The organism is Azospirillum formosense (assembly GCF_040500525.1).
In the GTDB taxonomy this organism is placed as follows: Bacteria; Pseudomonadota; Alphaproteobacteria; order Azospirillales; family Azospirillaceae; genus Azospirillum; species Azospirillum formosense_A.
Window position 1 is genome coordinate 688,268 of sequence record NZ_CP159402.1, and the last position, 16,021, is coordinate 704,288.

14 protein-coding genes, 1 tRNA gene and 1 pseudogene are annotated in these 16,021 nt (G+C 71.6%); 7 read left to right on the top strand and 9 right to left on the bottom strand.

All coding sequences use genetic code 11. The features are described from left to right. Positions 1-469: 469 nt before the first annotated feature. The 4 genes from ABVN73_RS03230 to ABVN73_RS03245 are packed head-to-tail and all read right to left on the bottom strand — an operon-like array spanning position 470 to position 6,126. On the bottom strand, positions 470-2,713 hold the full coding sequence (locus ABVN73_RS03230; RefSeq protein WP_353858902.1) for a molybdopterin cofactor-binding domain-containing protein: 2,244 nt from the start codon (positions 2,711-2,713) through the stop codon (positions 470-472). Then, positions 2,713-3,210 (bottom strand): (2Fe-2S)-binding protein, encoded by a 498-nt coding sequence (locus ABVN73_RS03235; RefSeq protein WP_353858903.1) that lies wholly within the window; start codon positions 3,208-3,210, stop codon positions 2,713-2,715. Before ABVN73_RS03235 ends, ABVN73_RS03230 begins: the two co-directional genes overlap by 1 nt. Positions 3,211-3,240: 30 nt before the next feature. Continuing rightward, positions 3,241-4,695 (bottom strand): cytochrome c, encoded by a 1,455-nt coding sequence (locus ABVN73_RS03240; protein WP_353858904.1) that lies wholly within the window; start codon positions 4,693-4,695, stop codon positions 3,241-3,243. A gap of 54 nt (positions 4,696-4,749) precedes the next feature. After that, positions 4,750-6,126: a hybrid sensor histidine kinase/response regulator gene (locus ABVN73_RS03245; RefSeq protein ID WP_353858905.1), complete on the bottom strand. Its 1,377-nt coding sequence runs from the start codon at positions 6,124-6,126 to the stop codon at positions 4,750-4,752. 603 nt (positions 6,127-6,729) lie between these two features. Between ABVN73_RS03245 and ABVN73_RS03250 the strand changes: the two genes are divergently transcribed. The 3 genes from ABVN73_RS03250 to ABVN73_RS03260 all read left to right on the top strand — a co-directional run bounded on the left by ABVN73_RS03250 (position 6,730) and on the right by ABVN73_RS03260 (position 8,097). Beyond that, positions 6,730-7,110 (top strand): hypothetical protein, encoded by a 381-nt coding sequence (locus ABVN73_RS03250; RefSeq protein ID WP_353858906.1) that lies wholly within the window; start codon positions 6,730-6,732, stop codon positions 7,108-7,110. A 214-nt stretch (positions 7,111-7,324) separates the two neighbouring features. Next, positions 7,325-7,729: a response regulator transcription factor gene (locus ABVN73_RS03255; protein WP_353858907.1), complete on the top strand. Its 405-nt coding sequence runs from the start codon at positions 7,325-7,327 to the stop codon at positions 7,727-7,729. Between the two features lie 8 nt (positions 7,730-7,737). Further along, on the top strand, positions 7,738-8,097 hold the full coding sequence (locus tag ABVN73_RS03260; RefSeq protein ID WP_353858908.1) for a hypothetical protein: 360 nt from the start codon (positions 7,738-7,740) through the stop codon (positions 8,095-8,097). Between the two features lie 87 nt (positions 8,098-8,184). Here ABVN73_RS03260 and ABVN73_RS03265 read toward each other — a convergent pair. The 3 genes from ABVN73_RS03265 to ABVN73_RS03275 form a co-directional block, all read right to left on the bottom strand. Further along, positions 8,185-8,270 (bottom strand) — tRNA-Tyr (locus tag ABVN73_RS03265). Positions 8,271-8,419: 149 nt separating this feature from the next. Then, positions 8,420-9,064, bottom strand: a complete 645-nt coding sequence (locus ABVN73_RS03270; protein ID WP_353858909.1) for a nitrogen fixation protein NifQ — start codon at positions 9,062-9,064, stop codon at positions 8,420-8,422. Positions 9,065-9,183: 119 nt separating this feature from the next. Further along, the gene (locus ABVN73_RS03275; RefSeq protein ID WP_353858910.1) at positions 9,184-9,627 is read right to left on the bottom strand and encodes a carbon monoxide dehydrogenase subunit G; all 444 of its coding nucleotides are present in this window, start codon (positions 9,625-9,627) and stop codon (positions 9,184-9,186) included. Positions 9,628-9,736: 109 nt separating this feature from the next. Between ABVN73_RS03275 and ABVN73_RS03280 the strand changes: the two genes are divergently transcribed. Then, a complete protein-coding gene (locus tag ABVN73_RS03280; protein ID WP_353858911.1) occupies positions 9,737-10,156 on the top strand; it encodes a secondary thiamine-phosphate synthase enzyme YjbQ in 420 nt (139 codons plus the stop codon). Between the two features lie 19 nt (positions 10,157-10,175). Here ABVN73_RS03280 and ABVN73_RS03285 read toward each other — a convergent pair. After that, a pseudogene (locus tag ABVN73_RS03285) lies at positions 10,176-10,559 on the bottom strand (YkvA family protein); the annotation flags it as partial. 15 nt (positions 10,560-10,574) lie between these two features. Further along, entirely contained in the window at positions 10,575-11,900 is a 1,326-nt protein-coding gene (locus tag ABVN73_RS03290; RefSeq protein WP_353858912.1) for a lytic murein transglycosylase, read from the bottom strand. A gap of 230 nt (positions 11,901-12,130) precedes the next feature. Here ABVN73_RS03290 and ABVN73_RS03295 point away from each other — a divergent pair, with 230 nt between their 5' ends. From ABVN73_RS03295 to ABVN73_RS03305, 3 genes are read left to right on the top strand one after another with little or no spacing between them, the layout of a single operon-like run. Then, positions 12,131-12,481 (top strand): hypothetical protein, encoded by a 351-nt coding sequence (locus ABVN73_RS03295; RefSeq protein WP_353858913.1) that lies wholly within the window; start codon positions 12,131-12,133, stop codon positions 12,479-12,481. 34 nt (positions 12,482-12,515) lie between these two features. Continuing rightward, the gene (locus ABVN73_RS03300) at positions 12,516-13,286 is read left to right on the top strand and encodes a DUF72 domain-containing protein (protein ID WP_353858914.1); all 771 of its coding nucleotides are present in this window, start codon (positions 12,516-12,518) and stop codon (positions 13,284-13,286) included. A 44-nt stretch (positions 13,287-13,330) separates the two neighbouring features. Continuing rightward, positions 13,331-15,979, top strand: a complete 2,649-nt coding sequence (locus tag ABVN73_RS03305; RefSeq protein ID WP_353858915.1) for a DUF2339 domain-containing protein — start codon at positions 13,331-13,333, stop codon at positions 15,977-15,979. Positions 15,980-16,021: the final 42 nt, after the last annotated feature.

Below are 16,021 nucleotides of genomic sequence, written 5' to 3' on the forward strand. Positions count from 1 at the left end.
GCGCTCGCTTCTCGAAAGAAATGGCTACCCCGTTTGATTTCACATACCCACAACCGCATGTCCGGGTCAATGCATCCAACACTCAATCATTGCATTTGACACAGGGGTCTTCTTCACAATGGCAAGCATAATGTTTCATTCCAATGTTACATATTGCGGCATATCGAGCTATTTGGCGCATTAATCTATTGTTAATTATCGATTGCTGGCTCGTCGATTAGGCATTGAGTGGCGTTTTTATTTTGAAAGGTTGCTTTGGTTTCCCGATTACTCAGTAAAGGTGGCGCAAGACAGAGTTGCGGCGGCAAGTGGCGCCGTCGGCTCTTTGCCCGTCAGGTCTTGGCGCGGTGCGATGATGGGAGGCGGCAAGGCCGCTTACCTGGGTTGGGCGTCCACAACTCTTCGTCCGACGCTGTCGGGCGATCCGTTCTATTCAACGAGGAATTGTGGAATTTCACTCCGGTCGCGCTCATCCGGTGGCGGTCGATTCCCGCACCCGGTCGGGGGTGAAGGGGAGGTCGCGCAGGCGCCGGCCGGTCGCCGCGCGGACGGCGTTGCCGATGGCTGCCGCGGTCGGACCCTGCGCCGCCTCGCCGGTGCCGAGGAAGGGATCGCCGGGCCGCTCGACGATGTGGACGTCGATGCGGTCGGGCACGCTGGCAAAGCGCAGGATGGGGTAGCTGGCCCAATCCACCGAGGTGACGCGGGTGTCGTCGCTGGCGACGCGCTCGAACAGGGTCCAGCTCATCGCCTGGATGATGCCTCCCTCCGTCTGGTTGCGGATGCCGTCGGGATTGACGACCTCGCCGCTGTCGATGGCCGCTGTGGCGCGGGTCATCCGCACCCGCCCGCTGCCGCGGTCCACCGCCAGCTCCACCGCCAGCGCCAGATAGGCGGCGTGATTCTTGTAGCGGGCGAAGGCGAAGCCGTGGCCGAAGCCCGGCGCCGGCGCGGAACCCGTCCAGCCGAAGCGCTCCGCCGCCAGCTCCACCACCCGGCGGGCGCGCGGGTCCTCCAGATGGCGCAGGCGGAACTCCACGGGATCGGCCCCGGCCAGCACCGCCAGATCGTCCATCATGCTTTCCAGCGCGAAGACGTTGGCGTAGGCGCCGAGCGACCGCAGCGCCGACACCCGCAGCGGCATGTCGGGCAGGAAATGCCAGAGGACGCGCGTGTTCGGAATGGCATAGAGCGGGATGGCGTTGCGGTCGCCGTTGCCGGCGGGGGTGATCTGCAGGGCGGCCGGTTCCGCCGGGAAGGGCCCGGCCAGATGGCGGGCGGCCAGCAGGGCGCCGGCCCCGCCGGGGCGGGTGGTGTGGGTGTTGGACCAGACGTCGAAGGTCCAGCGCTCGATGCGCCCGTTTCCGTCCAGGGAGGCCGCGGCCTCGATCATCATCGCCGGGCCATAGGGTTCCCCGGCATGCTCCTGCTCGCGCATCCATTGAACCCGCACGGGGCGGCCCGGCAGCTTGCTGGCGATCAACGCCGCGTCCGCCGCCGCGTCGTCGGCGCCGTTGTGGCCGTAGCAGCCGGACCCCTCCGCGTGGATCACCCGCACCCGCTCCGGAGGCAGGCGCAGCATCTCGGCGATGGCCTTGCGGTCGGGATAGACGCCCTGGGTGTGCGACCAGACGGTCAGCCCGTCCTCGCCCATCACCGCCACGCCGCAGGACGGCCCGATGGAACCGTGGAGCTGGTAGGGGCGGGTGAAGCGGGCGCGCAGGCTGCGCGGGCCGTCCGCGATGGTGCCGGCCTCGCCCCTGGCATCCACCGTGCCGACCTCGCGCTCCAGCCCGCGCAGCAGCTCGGGGATCGGGGTGTCGCCGGGCAGGGTCGCCGGCTCCTCCCAGCGGGCGGCGGCGGCAAGGGCGCGCATGGCCTTGACCGCCCGGTACTCCTTGTCGGCCACCACGGCGAGGAAGTCGCCGTCGCGCAGGACGGCGACCACCCCCGGCATCGCCTCCACCGCGGCGCTGTCCAGCGCGGTCAGCCGGGCGGCGGGGCTGGGCGGTCGGACGACGCGGGCGTGCAGCATGCCCTCCAAGCGCAGGTCCTGCACATAGGCCGCGCCGCCGGTCACCTTGGCCGGGATGTCGACGCGGGGCAGCGGCTTCCCCATCACCGAGAGCCGGTCCGGCGCGGTCAGCGGGGCGTCCGCCAGCACCTCCACCGTCAGGTCGAGCGACGCGGCCAGTTCCCCGTAACCGAGCGCGCGTCCGTCCGGCGCCGTCACCCGCCGGTCGGTGAAGCCCAGCGCGTCGGCCGGCGCGCCGAGGCGCCGCGCCGCCTCCTGCGCCAGCAGGGCGCGGGCCTGGGCGGCGGCGGCGCGGATGGCGGTGCCGCTGTTCTGCATGGACTGGCTGCCGGCGGTGTAGCCCTCGTTTGGGGTGCGGGCGGTGTCGGCGGTGACCAGGGTGATGGCGGCGGGGGGGACGCGCAGCTCCTCCGCCGCGACCTGGAGCAGGGCGGTGCGGATGCCTTGGCCGAGTTCGGCCTTGCCGGTGAAGACGGTGATGGCGCCGTCCGCGCCGATGCGGACCCAGGCGTCGAGCCGGGGCGTCTGGGCGAGGCTGCCCGGAGCGGGCTTGGACGGCCGGGCGCTTGCGCCGGTCTGGGCGGTCAGGGGGCGGGCCAGCGATGCGGTGACGACCAGGGCGCCGCCGCCGGCCAGCAGGCCGCGGCGGGTCAGGGGAAGCGGGCTGTGGTCGGTCATCAGCCGGCCCTCCCGTTGGGCGCGCCGGTCTTGGCGTGGCGCATGGCGTCGGCGGCGCGGCGGATGGCCCGCAGGATGCGCATGTGGGTGCCGCAGCGGCACAGGTTGAACTCCAGCGCACGGCGGATCGCCGCGTCGTCGGCGTCCGGCCGCTCCTGGAGCAACGCCTGCGCCCGCATCATCATGCCGGGAATGCAGTAGCCGCACTGGGCCGCCTGCTCCTCAATGAAGGCGCGCTGCATCGGGCCGGGCGCCTCGGCGGTGCCCAGCCCCTCGACCGTGGTGACGGCGCGGCCCTGCATCAGAAGGACCGGCGTGACGCAGGAGAGCACGGCGCGCCCGTCCACCATCACCGTGCAGGCCCCGCATTGGCCCAACCCGCAGCCGAACTTCGCCCCGTTCAGCCCCAGATCGTCGCGCAGCACGTAGAGCAGCGGCGTGTCCGGGTCCGCCTCCACCCGCTGCGGGGTGCCGTTCACCGTGAGGTCGATCGCCATGATGGGCTCCCTTGCTGGGTGCGCGTGCGGTCAGTCGGCGGCGCCGACGTTCCGCGGCGCCCGTTCGATGCCGTCGGCGGGGCGGACGGCGACATGGTGCGCGCCGCTGCGCGTGTCGGCCACCAGCCGTTCCAGCCCCTCCCATGGCGGCCGGTCGCTGAAGCGCGCGCGCAGGTGGCGCAGCAGGGCGACCATGTCGGCGTCGGACAGGGCGCCGCCGAAGGCCGGCATCACCGCGCTGACCGTGCCGTCGCCGGGGGGCAGGCCGAACAGCGTGACGTTGACGATGTTCTGCGGGGTCGTCGCGTTGACCGCCGTGCTGAGCGCGAAGGGCAGCCCGCCGAACGGCAGCGGCCGCCCGGACTCGTGGCAGATGGCGCAGGCCGTGCGGTAGATCGCCTCGCCCCGCCCGTCACCGCCGGTCCCGCCTCCACCACTTGCGGCGGGGGGACGGGCCAGGCCGTCGGCGGCGGGCAGGCTGGCGCCCGGCGGCGCCCCGGCGTCGGCGGTCCGGCGCGGAACCAGGGCCTGCAGGTCTTCGCCGCGGCGTCGGCGCTCGGCACTCGGAGCCCCCATGCGGTCGGCGACGTAGGCGGCGATGGCGGCCACGTCGGCGTCGGGCAGGCCGGCGAGGTTGCCGGTGACCTCGGCCATCGGCCCGCGCGACACGCCGTGCGCCGGGTGCCAGCCGTGCCGCAGGTAGAAGGCCAGGCTGTCCGCCGTCCAGGGGACGGGCGCCGGGGAGTCCCGGTTGATGGGGTAGGCCGTCCAGCCCTCGGCCTCGCCGCCGGCCCAGGCGCGGCCCTCGTCCACCGCGCCCAGCGCGTTGCGCGGGCTGTGGCAGGCGCCGCAATGGCCCAGCCCCTCCGCCAGATAGGCGCCGCGGTTCCAGACCTCCGTCTTGGCCGGGTCGGGGGTGAAGACGCCCTCGCGGAAGTAGAGCAGCTTCCACCCGGCCACCATCATCCGGATGTTCAGCGGGAAGGGCAGGTCGTTGGCCGGAGCCTCCGCCCGCACCGGGGTGCGCGTCATCAGGTAGGCGTAGAGCGCCCGGTTGTCGGCGTCGCTGACCCGCGTGTAGTGGTCGTACGGGAAGGCGGGGTAGAGATGCCGTCCGTCGCGGTCCACCCCGCGCCGCATGGCGCGGGTGAAGGCCGCCTCGCTCCAGCGGCCGATGCCGCTTTCCTCGTCGGGCGTGATGTTGGTGGAATGGATGGTGCCGAAGGGCGTCGGCAGGGCCAGACCCCCGGCGAAGGACCGCCCGCCCGGCACCGTGTGGCAGGCGATGCAGTTCCCCACCGCCGCCAGCCGGGCCCCCTCCGCCACCAGCTCCGCTGGAAAGGAGTCCGCCGCCGGGCGCGGCTGCGGCGGGATGGCCGTTTCCCACGCCCAAGCCACCGCCCCGACGCCGAGCGCGAGCAGCGCGACAGCCCCGCCGATCAGACCGCGCCCGAGTGAGTCATGCCGCGTCGTCCGTCGCCCCATGCGCGCGCCTCCCACCCTGCGAACAGGCGGAGCGGGCGATTGTTCTGAAAGCTCTCACCGCTCCATGACGTCGTCGAGGGTGGCGGCGAGGTCACCGGGCTCCACCGGCTTGTGCAGCAGACGGCAGCCGATCTTGCGGGCTTCGCGCAGCCGCTCCGGCGCCGTGTCGCCGGTGATGATGACCACCGGCACGTCCCAGCGGCGGCGGACCAGTTCCGCCACCGTGCGGCCGGTCTGCCCGCGCGGGAGGCGGTGGTCGGCGAGGACGACGTGCGGGCGGCTGCGCAGCCGGGGCAGGCGGTCGGCCAGCTCCTCGGCCGAACCGACGGCGGTCACCCGCACACCCCAGCGCTTCAGCAGCATGGTCATGGCGTGGCGCACCCGCTCGTCGTCCTCCACGAGCAGCACCCGCCGGCCCCTGATCCGCTCCGTCGGGGAGGCCGTGGCGGCCGCGCTGGTCGCGGCCACCGCCATGGCGCGGGCGGCAGCGGTCAGGCGGCGGTCGGGCTCGGAGGGAAGGGCGGCGCGCGGGACGGACACCGTGAAGACCGTGCCCCGCCCGACCTGCGAGCGCATGTCCAGCGTCAGGCCGAGCAGCCGCGCCATGCGGGCGACCAGCGGCAGGCCGAGCCCGAAGCCCTTGGCCGCGCTGCGCTCCGGGTTGTCGAGCTGGTGGAACTCCTCGAAGATGGCGGCGCGGGCGTCGGGGGGAATGCCCCGCCCGTCGTCCCACACCTGGAACTCCAGCGCGCCGGGGCGCCGCCGGCAGCCGAGGAGGACGCGCCCTCCGTGCCCTCCGCCGTGGCGGACGGCGTTGGACAGCAGGTGGGTCAGGATGCGTTCCAGCAGCCGCGCGTCGGTCTGCACCGCCACGCCGCAGGGATGGACGTGCAGGCTCATTCCCTCGGCCGCGGCGGCTCCCCGGAACTCCTGGGCCAGACGGCGCATCAGCGCATCGGGGCGGAATTCCGTGACCGTGACGTCCACCGCCCCGGCCTCAAGCCGGGCGAGGTCCAGAAGGCCGCTCAGCATCCCGCTCAGGCTGTCGATGGAGGACTGGAGGAGGTCCGCCGCCTCCCGCGCCGACGGGTTGGCGCCGACCGCGCCGCGCAGGATGTGGGCGTAGAGCGCCGCCGCCTGGATCGGCTGGCGCAGGTCGTGGCTGGCGGCGGTCAGAAAGCGCGCCTTGGCCCGGTCGGCGCGTTCCGCCGTCTCGTGGGCGCGGCGCAGCTCCTCCTCCCGGGCGCAGCGGCGGCCCTCGGCGCGGTGCAGCCGGTCGCGCAACCGTCCCATCTCACGGCGCTGCTCGACCAGTTCGGCGGCCAGGCGCGCGCTTTCCTCGACCAGCCGGCTGGCGTCGCGTTGAAGACGTTCCGCGGTCCGGACCCCTTCGGCAAGGTTGCGGTTCAGCGTCCCCAGGCTTTCACGCAACACGTCTCCGGTGGTTGACCCACCCTTGTCCCGTTCATCCGAATCCGCATGCTTCGGCATATACGTCTCCACGATGGCCCCCGCTCACCGCCGCAAGACAACTTCCGGCTCATGAGTCCACGTATGTCAGGTCACAACAGCGCAGAACGGGAATTGTTTTCGCTGGCATGACGATTCGCGCGCGTGCAAAGGTCCTCATCATCGCTTCCAGGATGTCGGTTGCGGAGCAGCGACACCTTGTGCCCAAAAGGGCGGCGGCGTGCCACGCATGCGGCGTGTCCCGGAGACGACGGAGTGATCGGCCGGCGGCACCGGGACGGTCGCCGCGCTGTTGACTCCGAGGGCGCCGTTCCGGCGTCGATGCGGGCGCCATGAAGCAATCAGGTGGACTTCCAACACGATACGGGAAGCCGGCGACGGGGCGGGGCGGCTTTGCGCCGCCGTTCCCATGCGCTGGCACGGTGATTGCTTCGTGTTCAAACGAATGCGGGTTTCCGCCATACGGGAAGATTCTTGATCTTGTTCGCCGCGCGAACAATCTATCGTCCCTGGCGCCTGCGCGGCCCGTGGCTGGTGCATTTGGAGGCAGGTTTGATCAACCCCATGATTACGGCCACCGCCGGCTGGTCCGAGGCGGTGGAGGAGCGGGCGCAGCGCTTGCTCCGCTTTCAGGTCGGGACCGAAGGGCCGGACGGCGTTCCGGTGACCGTGCAGACCATGTTCGAGCGTTGCGGCTTCACGCCGGTTGCCAGCGCCCGCTTTCTGATGTGCATCCCGCCTCTGACGGCGATGCACGAGCTGACCAAGACCGTCACGCGCTTCCGCATCGACGGCGAACCCTGCCCGGACCCGGCGGAGTTGGCGAAGGCGGCGCTCTCCTTCGCCGGGCGCGCGGTCGCGGTGCATGAGCTGCATCCGGAACGCCGCTTCGTCGCCGGCGTGATCTCCACCCTCCTGGGGTTGCAGGGGACCGGCCGGCGCTAGCGTCCACCGGGAGGCGGGCGCAGTCCCGATCGTTCGGAGAGCCAGGGGTCGTGCGGGTTCGCACGGCCCCTCGCCGTGTCCGGCTCCGGGGAATCTTCCATTCTTTAAAAGTTGTAACCGTCCTTTGGTTGCTCGTCCGCCGGACTCGCTTTATCAGTGGTCGACTGTATGACCATGGGCTGGTCCACCAGCTCTGGCGAAGGAGGGTGCGGCGATGGACAGGAAGCCGGTCGATTACGGGCAATACAGCATCCTGGTCATCGAAGATCAGCCCTTCGTGCGCCGGACCATCATGCAGATCCTGTCGCAAATCGGTTTCCGCTCGATCGCCGAGGCCGACAACGGCGAGACCGGCATGCGGGAATGCATCCGCGCCACCCCCGACGTGATCGTCTGCGACATCGACATGAAGCCGGTGTCCGGTCTGCAGTTCCTGGCCGATTTGCGGGCCAGCGCCGAGGTGAGCAACCGCCGCACGCCGGTGGTCTTCCTGACCAACCACACCGAATCCGAGATCGTGAAGAAGGCCATGGCCTTGGGCGTCAACGGCTTCGTCGTCAAGCCGCCGTCCTTCGGCGCCTTGAAGGAGCGGGTGGACCGCCTGCTGGCCGGCAAGTGAGGGAGAGGATGCGGGGCTTTTGGGTGGCGGCGATGTGCGGACTGGCGGTGCTGCCGCTGGCCGCCTGTTCGGGGGAGCCCGGCGAGTCCGACATGCGCAAGCTGGTGGAATCGCACACCAAGCGGGCGCTGGACGGCCAGGGGCAGGGCGGCTTCCGCGGCTTCGAGGGCTTCCGCAAGCAGGGCTGCGTCGACACCAAATACCGCAACGGCGTCCCGAAGCCGGACGACAAGCAGTATGATTGCTATTACGCGGCGACCTTCGCGCCGCAGCCGGGCGCCACGGCGATGACGGTGAACGGCAAGGGCCGCTTCACCCGCACCGACAAGGGTCTGACCTTCGAGGATCTGGGAGCCCAGCCTCGTTGATATGGCGCGCTGACGCGCCGGCAATTCAGCAAAGTCCGGAAAAGGAAACGGCCGGTCATGACCCTGTCATGAACCGGCCGCGTCAGATGGTGGAAGGGGCTGGATTTGAACCAGCGTACGCTTACGCGGGCAGATTTACAGTCTGCTGCCTTTAACCACTCGGCCACCCTTCCGCTGATGCTTGACGCGACCATCGGAGACCTGCCGTTCATCGGGCCTTGCTTGGCCTTCCGTCCGGCGGGTGGCGTTATCTAACGGGTAGCGGCGCTCCGGTCAAGCGGCTTTCTTCACCCGCCGCGCATCTTTGTTCGGAGCCCTTCGTTTAAAGCCCTTCGCCGCGGGCCACGCGGGCCAGGGCGCTCAGCGGGTCGCCGTCCTCCGCGCTGAAGCAGGCGCCGAAGTCGTCGCACACCTCGCAGTTCGGCGACTTGCACAGCATCAGCCCTTCGCGCTCGCACAGCTGGCGGTAGAAGAACTTCTTCCATTTCATGTCGCCGCTGTTCAGCGCGACCAGAGACGGGAAGTGGCGGCGGAACATGGCGTTCAGCTCGCGCCGGTTGGCGAAGCCCATGTCCTGCCAGAGATGGTTCGGCCCCAGCGCGCGGCGGGCGATGATGGCGGCCAGCCATTCCTCCTCGACCGTCCCGGCGGCGCGGTGGTCGAGCAGGAAGGCCCGCAGATCCTCCTCCTCGATGGCGTCCTCGCCGCCGCCGTCGGGCAGGATCGGGAGGAGATGGGTGAAACCCGCCGCGTGCCGCCGGATCAGTTCGGCCAGCGCCGCTCCCTGCAGCCCCAGCGCGGCGGCGAGGCCGCCTGGATGCTGCGCGGCCAGACCCACGATGCGGGTGAACAGCAGCCGGTCGAGGGCCGGTCCGTCGGCAACGCCGTCCAGGGCGTCGGCGGGCGGCTGGGTGGGGACGGCCAGGGCCGGAGCGGCGACGCCTGCGGTCACGGGGGCGGCAATCATGGTCGGCGAACTCCCGCATCGGGGGGTTGTTCGGTCATGACCCTGATGGTGGATCAAATTCCCGCAACTGCGAAGTGGTTTTTTGCAGGTGCGTTGTCGAAGCCTGCCCGGCAACCGCTTCAGCCGTTCAGGACCTCGGCCGTGAAGCATTCGAAGAATCCGTCGATGACGCGGTCGGCCTTGGCCTTGACCAGCTTGACCGCCAGCCGGCCGACGGCCCCGCCCAGCGCCGCCGCCAGCGTGAAGGACAGGTGGGTGTGGCCGTCCACCTCCTCCAGCGTGATGCGCGCCTCGCCTTTGACCGCTCCGGCCAGTCCCCCCTTGCCCTCGGCGTAGAGGATGTAGAAGCGCGGCGCGTCCTCCGGCGACACCCGGACGCTGCCGGCGAATCGCGCGTTCAGCGGCCCGACCGTGGCGCGCACGCGGGCGGTGTATTCGGTGGGCGACAGACGGTCCATCTCCTCCAGCACCGGGATGCAGCGTTGCAGCACGGCGGGATCGCAGAGCGCGGTGAAGACCCGCTCGCGCGCCGCCGGAATCCGGTACTGGCCGTTCAGTTCCATGAATCACCTGTTGTTGGTCGGGCCAGTTGTCGGGCCGGAAATGCCAAGCGATTTGGTGAATGGAAGACCCGCTTCCAAGACGCGCAATCGAGCACGGAGAGCGACAAACATGCGGCAGGCCGTCACGACGCTGACCACCCGGACCCGCGGCCAGGGCCTGTTCGAGGTGACCGAGCCGGTGGCCCGCTGGGTCGCCGCCCAGGGCATGGAGACCGGTCTGCTGACCGTCTTCTGCCGGCACACCTCGGCCTCTCTGGTGATCCAGGAGAACGCCGACCCGGACGTGCGCGGCGACCTGGAGCGCTTCTTCAAGCGGCTGGTCCCGGAAGACCCGGCGCTCTACGACCACACGATGGAGGGGCCGGACGACATGCCCGCCCACATCCGCAGCGCGCTGACCACGGTGCAGCTGTCCATCCCCGTGCTGGAGGGGCGGATGGCGCTGGGCACCTGGCAGGGCATCTATCTGTTCGAGCACCGCACCCGCCCACACGAGCGGACCCTGGCGCTGCATCTGCTGGGCGAGTGAGGGCCAAGCGCCCGCGCGTCTACCCCAGCCAGCCCGCGACATGGGGTTCGAGCCACCGGAACAGGACGACGGCGGCGACCAGCCAGATCCCGATCATCAGCGCGGCGGCGGCGTGGCTGACCGGGCGGTCGGCCAGCCGGGCGGCGTTGGCCCGGTGTTCCTCCAGCACCGCCGCCGGGATCAGGCGGATGACCAGCAGGATGCCGAGCGGCACGATCAGCAGGTCGTCCAGATAGCCGAGGATCGGCACGAAGTCGGGGATCAGGTCGATGGGGCTGAGCGCGTAGGCCGCCACCGCGGCGGCGGCCACACGCGCGTACCACGGCGTCCGCGGGTCGCGCGCGGCCAGATAGAGCGCGATCACGTCGCGCTTGATCCGCCGCGCCCAGCCCTTCGCCGCCGCGAGCATCGCGACCCGTCAGCCCGCCGCCGGGACGGGAGCCGCCGACTGGCGCAGCCGCTCCAGCAGGGTCTTGGTGGCGAAGCCGTCCGGCACGGCGCCGATCGACTGCTGGAAGCGGCGCACGGCGTTGCGGGTGTTGGCGCCGACGATGCCGTCCGCCGTCCCCGGCTCCATGCCCAGCGCGGCCAGCCGCTCCTGAAGCTCGATCCGCTCGTCGCGGCTCAGCGCCGGCTCGTGGCGCGGCCAGCTTCCCTGCACGCCGGACCGGCCGGCGAGACGGTCGGACAGCAGCGCCACCGCCAGCGCGTAGCTGGTCGAGGGGTTGTACTTCATGATCGCCCGGAAATTCTCCCGGACCAGGAAGGCCGGACCCTGCGCCCCGGCGAGCATCAGGACGGCGGCCCGTTCCTCCTCGCCGCCGCTCAGATCGCCGCCGCCGACCGGCCGGACGCCGAGGCGGCGCCATTCGGACACCGGCTTGGTGATGTTGTACTCGGCCTGCTCGTAGGGAAAGCCGGCGGGCAGCGTGACCTCCTCGCCCCAGCGCTCGCCGGTGCGCCAGCCGTTGGCCTGCACGAACTTGGCGGTGGAGGCGAAGACGTCGGGCAGGCTGCCCCAGATATCGCGCCGGCCGTCGCCGTCCTCGTCGGTGGCGTGCTTCAGGAAGATGGTCGGCATGAACTGGGTCTGGCCCATCGCGCCGGCCCAGGAGCCGCTCATCCGCTCCGGCGGGATGTCGCCGCTGTCGAGGATGCGCAGGGCGGCCAGCAGCTCCGTCCGGAAATAGCTGGCGCGGCGGCCCTCATAGGCCAGCGTGGTCAGCGCGTCGACGACCGAGAAGCCGCCGGTGAAGTTGCCGAAGTCGGTCTCCACGCCCCAGAAGGCCACCAGGATCTCCGCCGGGACGCCGGAGCGCTGGCTGATGCGGCGCAGCAGCGCGCCGTTGTCCTGGATGCGCTGACGCCCGGCCTGGATGCGGCGGTCGTTGACCGCGCTGTCCAGATACTGCCAGGGCTGGCGGTTGAACTCCGGCTGGGAGGAATCCAGCTCGACCACCCGGTCCGACAGCTTCACGTTGGCGAAGGCGCGGTCGAAGGTCTGGGCGCGGATGCCCTGGCCGAGCGCCTCGGCGCGCAGGGCCTTCAGCCAGTCGGCGAAGCTGACGGCGGGCTGGACCGGGGCCACGCTGGCCGGGGCGGCGGCGGACGCCTTCGCGGTTCCGGACGTGGTGGCGGCCGATGTGGTGGTGGCCGACACGGGCGGGGCGCCTGTCGTCTGGCAGCCGGCCAGGATCGTGGTGGCGAGCAGGAGGCGGACGGGAAGGGACAGCAGGGGGCGCATGCGCTCTCGTGACCATCAGGGAAAAGCTGCGCCGGAGCCTAGGACGGACGGCCCGCTCACTCAACGGACAAGTTCAGGGAAAACAGTCAGAAGAATTGTCGGAGCAGCCTGGGCTTGACCGTGAACAAAACTTGAACAAATGGGCTGAAATCCCCATATCCAGGGCATTCCGAAACCAGAGACGAGACGTTCGCGGCCCGCCCCCCGGCGCGCCGCCGAGAGGGTTCGCCATGCCGTATTTCCCGACCATCGAACTCACCCCGCAGGTCTCCCTGCTGCTGGCGCGGGGGGCTCTGCGCCTGAATCCCGGCCAGTGGGTGCGGGGTCCGAAGGGGCATGGCCGCTACCTGCGCACCGACCCGCGCAGCGGCACCACCTATGTGAGCTGGCTGCGCCCCGGCGACGACTGGGAAACCGCGTCGCAGCGCTTCAGCCGGGCCTGCCGGAAGGGCTTCATCGGGCGCTACCGCGGCGGCTACGAGGCCGAGAAGGCGCGCCAGGAGATGGCCCGGCTGATCGCGGACGCAGACCAATCGGGCGGCGCCGCACGGCGGGACGAGCGGCAGCCGACGCTGTTCTAAGGCGGGAACACACCCGCCCAGGGAGAGCAGAGGCTTGGCCGAAGGGACCATCAACGCCATCCGCATCGGCTGCGCCGGCTGGAGCATCCCGAAGCTCTCCGCCCCGGCCTTTCCGGCGGAGGGCACGCATTTGGAGCGCTACGCCCGCGTCTTCCCGATGGTGGAGGTCAACAGCCGCTTCTACCGCCCGCACAAGCCGGAGACCTGGGAGCGCTGGGCGGCCTCGGCGCCGCCGGACTTCCGCTTCGCGGTCAAGCTGCCGCGCGCCATCACCCACGAGCAGCGGCTGAAGGACTGCGCCGCCCCGCTGGAGCATTACCTGCACGAGCTCGGGCATCTCGGCGACCGGCTGGGGCCGCTGCTGGTGCAGTTGCCGCCGACGCTGCGCTACGAGGCGGCGGTGGCCGGCCCCTTCTTCGCGGCCCTGCGCGAACGCTTCGCCGGCCTCGTCGTCTGCGAGCCGCGCCACCCGAGCTGGTTCGCGGCGGAGCCGGACCGCCTGCTGGTCGACCACGCCGTTGCCCGCGCCGCCGCCGACCCGGCCCCGGTGCCCGCGGCGGGGGAGCCGGCGGGCTGGGACGGCTTCCGCTACTGGCGGCTGCACGGCTCGCCGGTGATGTACCGGAGCGCCTACCCGCTGGACGCGCTGGACCGGCTGGCCCGGCGCTTCCGCGTCGAGGCGCGGGACCGTCCGGTCTGGTGCGTCTTCGACAACACGGCGGACTTCCACGCGGTCGACGACGCGCTGACGCTGATGGGCCGTTTGGGTGCCTCCACAGGTCAGAGAGACAAGCCCGGCGCCTGACCGCTATCGTTGCGCGACAGCAAGCGCAGCCGGGGCGGTCGGGCATGGACGTCATTCTTCTGGTGCTGATCGGGGCCATCGTCGCCCACCGGTTCAACCGTCGGCTGACGGCGCAGGAGCGCGAGATCGCCCGGCTGCGGCAGGCGCTGGAGCAAATGCAGGGTCCGCTGGCGGTCGACGCCGCGCCGGTCGACGTTCCCGCCGCGGACGCCGCCGTCATGGCGGAGGCTCCGCCGGAACCGCCGCCGATCCCCCCGCAACCGCTGCCGGAGCCCTTGCCGCCCCCGCCGTCCGTGTGGAGCCGGCTGGAGGACGCGCTGGCCGGGCGCTGGCTGATCTGGCTGGGCGGGGCCACGGTCGCGCTGGCGGCCGCCTTCTTCATCAAGATGTCGGTGGAGCAGGGCTGGCTCGGCCCCGGCGTGCGCGTCGCGCTGGGCCTGCTCTCCGGGATGGCGCTGATGGTCGGCGGCGAATGGCTGCGGCAGCGCGGAAGGCGGGCGGAGGCGGGGACCCGCGATCCTGTGCCGCCGGCCCTGACCGCGGCGGGGCTGTTCACCGGCTTCGCCAGCGTCTATGGCGGCTATGTGCTCTACGACCTGTTCGCCCCGCCGCTGGCCTTCGCGCTGTTGGGCGGGCTGGCGGCGTTGGGCATGGCGCTGTCGCTGCTCCAGGGGCCCTACATCGCGGCGCTGGGGCTGCTTGGCGGCTTCGCGACGCCGCTGCTGGTCTCCTCCATCGGCGGATCGGCCTGGGGGCTGTTCGCCTATCTGCTGGCCCTGTCGGGCGCCGGCATGACGGTGGTGCTGTGGCGCGGCTGGCGCTGGCTGGGGCTGGGCACGCTGGCCGGGGCTGCGGGCTGGGTGCCGGTCTGGTACGTCGGCGGCTGGAACCCCGGCGACGCCCTGCCGGTCGGCATCTACCTGCTGCTGACCGCCGGGCTGTTCCTGATGCCGGCCTTCCTGGCCGGACCGGTGGAGGCGATGCCGCGCACCACCCTGTTCGACATGCTGCGCTGGACGGGCCGCCCGCGCGCCGACCGTCTGGCCGTGGCGGCGGTGGCGGTGCTCGGGCTGCTGATGGCGATGCTCGTCACCGTGGACGGGCACCGCACCGGCTCGCTGGTGATGCTCGCCCTGTTCGGGCTGCTCTGCGTCGCGGCGGGGCGGCGGATCGAGCGGATCGCCGGGGTCGCCTGGATCGGCGCGCTGGCGGTGCTGCTCGCCTTCGCCGGTTGGACGGTGCCGCGCTGGCCGCTGCCGCCCCCCGCCGTCACCGCCGACGGTCACCCCATCGTGCCGCCGCCCGGGTCGGGGTTGCCGCTGCAGTCCGGGCGGTTCCTGTGGGCGGTGGGCGGCTTCGCCCTGCTCTACGGGATGGGCGGCTTCATCGCCTTGTGGCGGTCGGCGCGGGCGGCGCTGTGGTCGTCGCTGGCGGCCTGGATGCCGGTGGTGCTTCTGGCGCTCGCTTATTGGCGGCTGGACCCGCCGCGGACCGACACGCTGTGGCCGATGGCCAGCCTGGCCCTGGCGGCGTTTCTGGTCGCCGGCACCGGCCCGCTGGCCCGCCATCGCCACCAGCCGGGCGTCGGTCTGGGGCTCGCCGCCTTCGCCGCCGGGGCCGCCGGGGCGCTCAGCCTCGGCGCGGTCATGATGCTGCGCGAGGCGTGGCTGACAGTGGCGCTGGCGGCCCAGGTGCCGGTGCTGGCGTGGCTGGAGCGGCGGATGGGGCTGCGCTCGCTGCGCGCGGTGATCCTGCTGGTGGCGGGCGCCGTCCTGGTCCGGCTGGCGCTGAACCCGTCCGTGCTGGAGTATGGGGAGGACGGGCTCGGCTGGATCGTCTACGGCTACGGCCTTCCGGCGGCGGGCTTTTTCCTGGCCGCCCATTGGCTGCGCTCCGCGCCGGACGGCAAGGGCGACGATGGCGTGGTCGCGCTGCTGGAGGCCGGCGGGCTGGCCTTCGTCACGCTGCTGCTGTCGCTCGGCATCCAGGCGCTGACCCGCGGCTCGCTGGACGAGCCCCCGGACACGCTGCGCGAGGTGGCGCTGCACACGCTGGTCTGGCTGGCGCTGGCCCTGCTGCTGGCGACGGGGCGGCGCTGGCGGACGCGCCCCGTGGCGGTGTGGGGGCGGCGCATCCTGGCCGGGCTGGCGGCGCTCCAGGCGGCGGCGCTGCATCTCGTTGTCCTGAACCCGCTGTGGAGCGACGAGGCGGTGGGGTCCTGGCCGGTGGCGAACACGCTGCTGCTCGCCTATGGCCTTCCGGCCCTGCTCGGGCTGCTGTTCCTGTGGGTGGAGCCGCTGCCGGCCCGCCTGCGTCCGTGGGTCGCGCTGCTGCCGCTGGCGCTGCTCGGGATGAATCTGGCGCTGGAGATCCGGCACGCCTTCCAGGGACCGATCCTCTCGGGCCCGGACCTGCCGGACGCCGAATGGTACGGCTACTCCGTCGGCTTCCTGGTGGCGGCGGTGCTGATGCTGGTGACCGCCCTGCGGTACCGGCTGGGCTGGCTGCGTCACGCCGCGATGGCGCTGATCCTGGCGGTGGTGGCCAAGGTCTTCCTCAGCGACATGGCCGAGCTGGGCGGGCTGTACCGCGTCGCCTCCTTCCTCGGGCTGGGGCTGAGCCTGATCGGCGTCGGCTATCTCTACCGACGACTCCAGGGTGCCGCGCCGCAGGGAGGGCAAACAATCGCCTGAGCGAACGGTCGGGTTGACAGCCGCGCCCACTCGCGTTCCGAT

What these genes read in the sequence shown, in the direction of transcription:
- ABVN73_RS03260 (WP_353858908.1), top strand. Translation starts at nt 7,738, where the DNA reads ATGCGGGGCTTTTGGGTGGCGGCGATGTGCGGACTGGCGGTGCTGCCG.
- ABVN73_RS03270 (WP_353858909.1), bottom strand. Translation starts at nt 9,064, where the DNA reads ATGATTGCCGCCCCCGTGACCGCAGGCGTCGCCGCTCCGGCCCTGGCC.
- ABVN73_RS03275 (WP_353858910.1), bottom strand. Translation starts at nt 9,627, where the DNA reads ATGGAACTGAACGGCCAGTACCGGATTCCGGCGGCGCGCGAGCGGGTC.
- ABVN73_RS03305 (WP_353858915.1), top strand. Translation starts at nt 13,331, where the DNA reads ATGGACGTCATTCTTCTGGTGCTGATCGGGGCCATCGTCGCCCACCGG.
- ABVN73_RS03295 (WP_353858913.1), top strand. Translation starts at nt 12,131, where the DNA reads ATGCCGTATTTCCCGACCATCGAACTCACCCCGCAGGTCTCCCTGCTG.
- ABVN73_RS03290 (WP_353858912.1), bottom strand. Translation starts at nt 11,900, where the DNA reads ATGCGCCCCCTGCTGTCCCTTCCCGTCCGCCTCCTGCTCGCCACCACG.
- ABVN73_RS03240 (WP_353858904.1), bottom strand. Translation starts at nt 4,695, where the DNA reads ATGGGGCGACGGACGACGCGGCATGACTCACTCGGGCGCGGTCTGATC.
- ABVN73_RS03255 (WP_353858907.1), top strand. Translation starts at nt 7,325, where the DNA reads ATGGACAGGAAGCCGGTCGATTACGGGCAATACAGCATCCTGGTCATC.
- ABVN73_RS03250 (WP_353858906.1), top strand. Translation starts at nt 6,730, where the DNA reads ATGATTACGGCCACCGCCGGCTGGTCCGAGGCGGTGGAGGAGCGGGCG.
- ABVN73_RS03235 (WP_353858903.1), bottom strand. Translation starts at nt 3,210, where the DNA reads ATGGCGATCGACCTCACGGTGAACGGCACCCCGCAGCGGGTGGAGGCG.
- ABVN73_RS03280 (WP_353858911.1), top strand. Translation starts at nt 9,737, where the DNA reads ATGCGGCAGGCCGTCACGACGCTGACCACCCGGACCCGCGGCCAGGGC.
- ABVN73_RS03230 (WP_353858902.1), bottom strand. Translation starts at nt 2,713, where the DNA reads ATGACCGACCACAGCCCGCTTCCCCTGACCCGCCGCGGCCTGCTGGCC.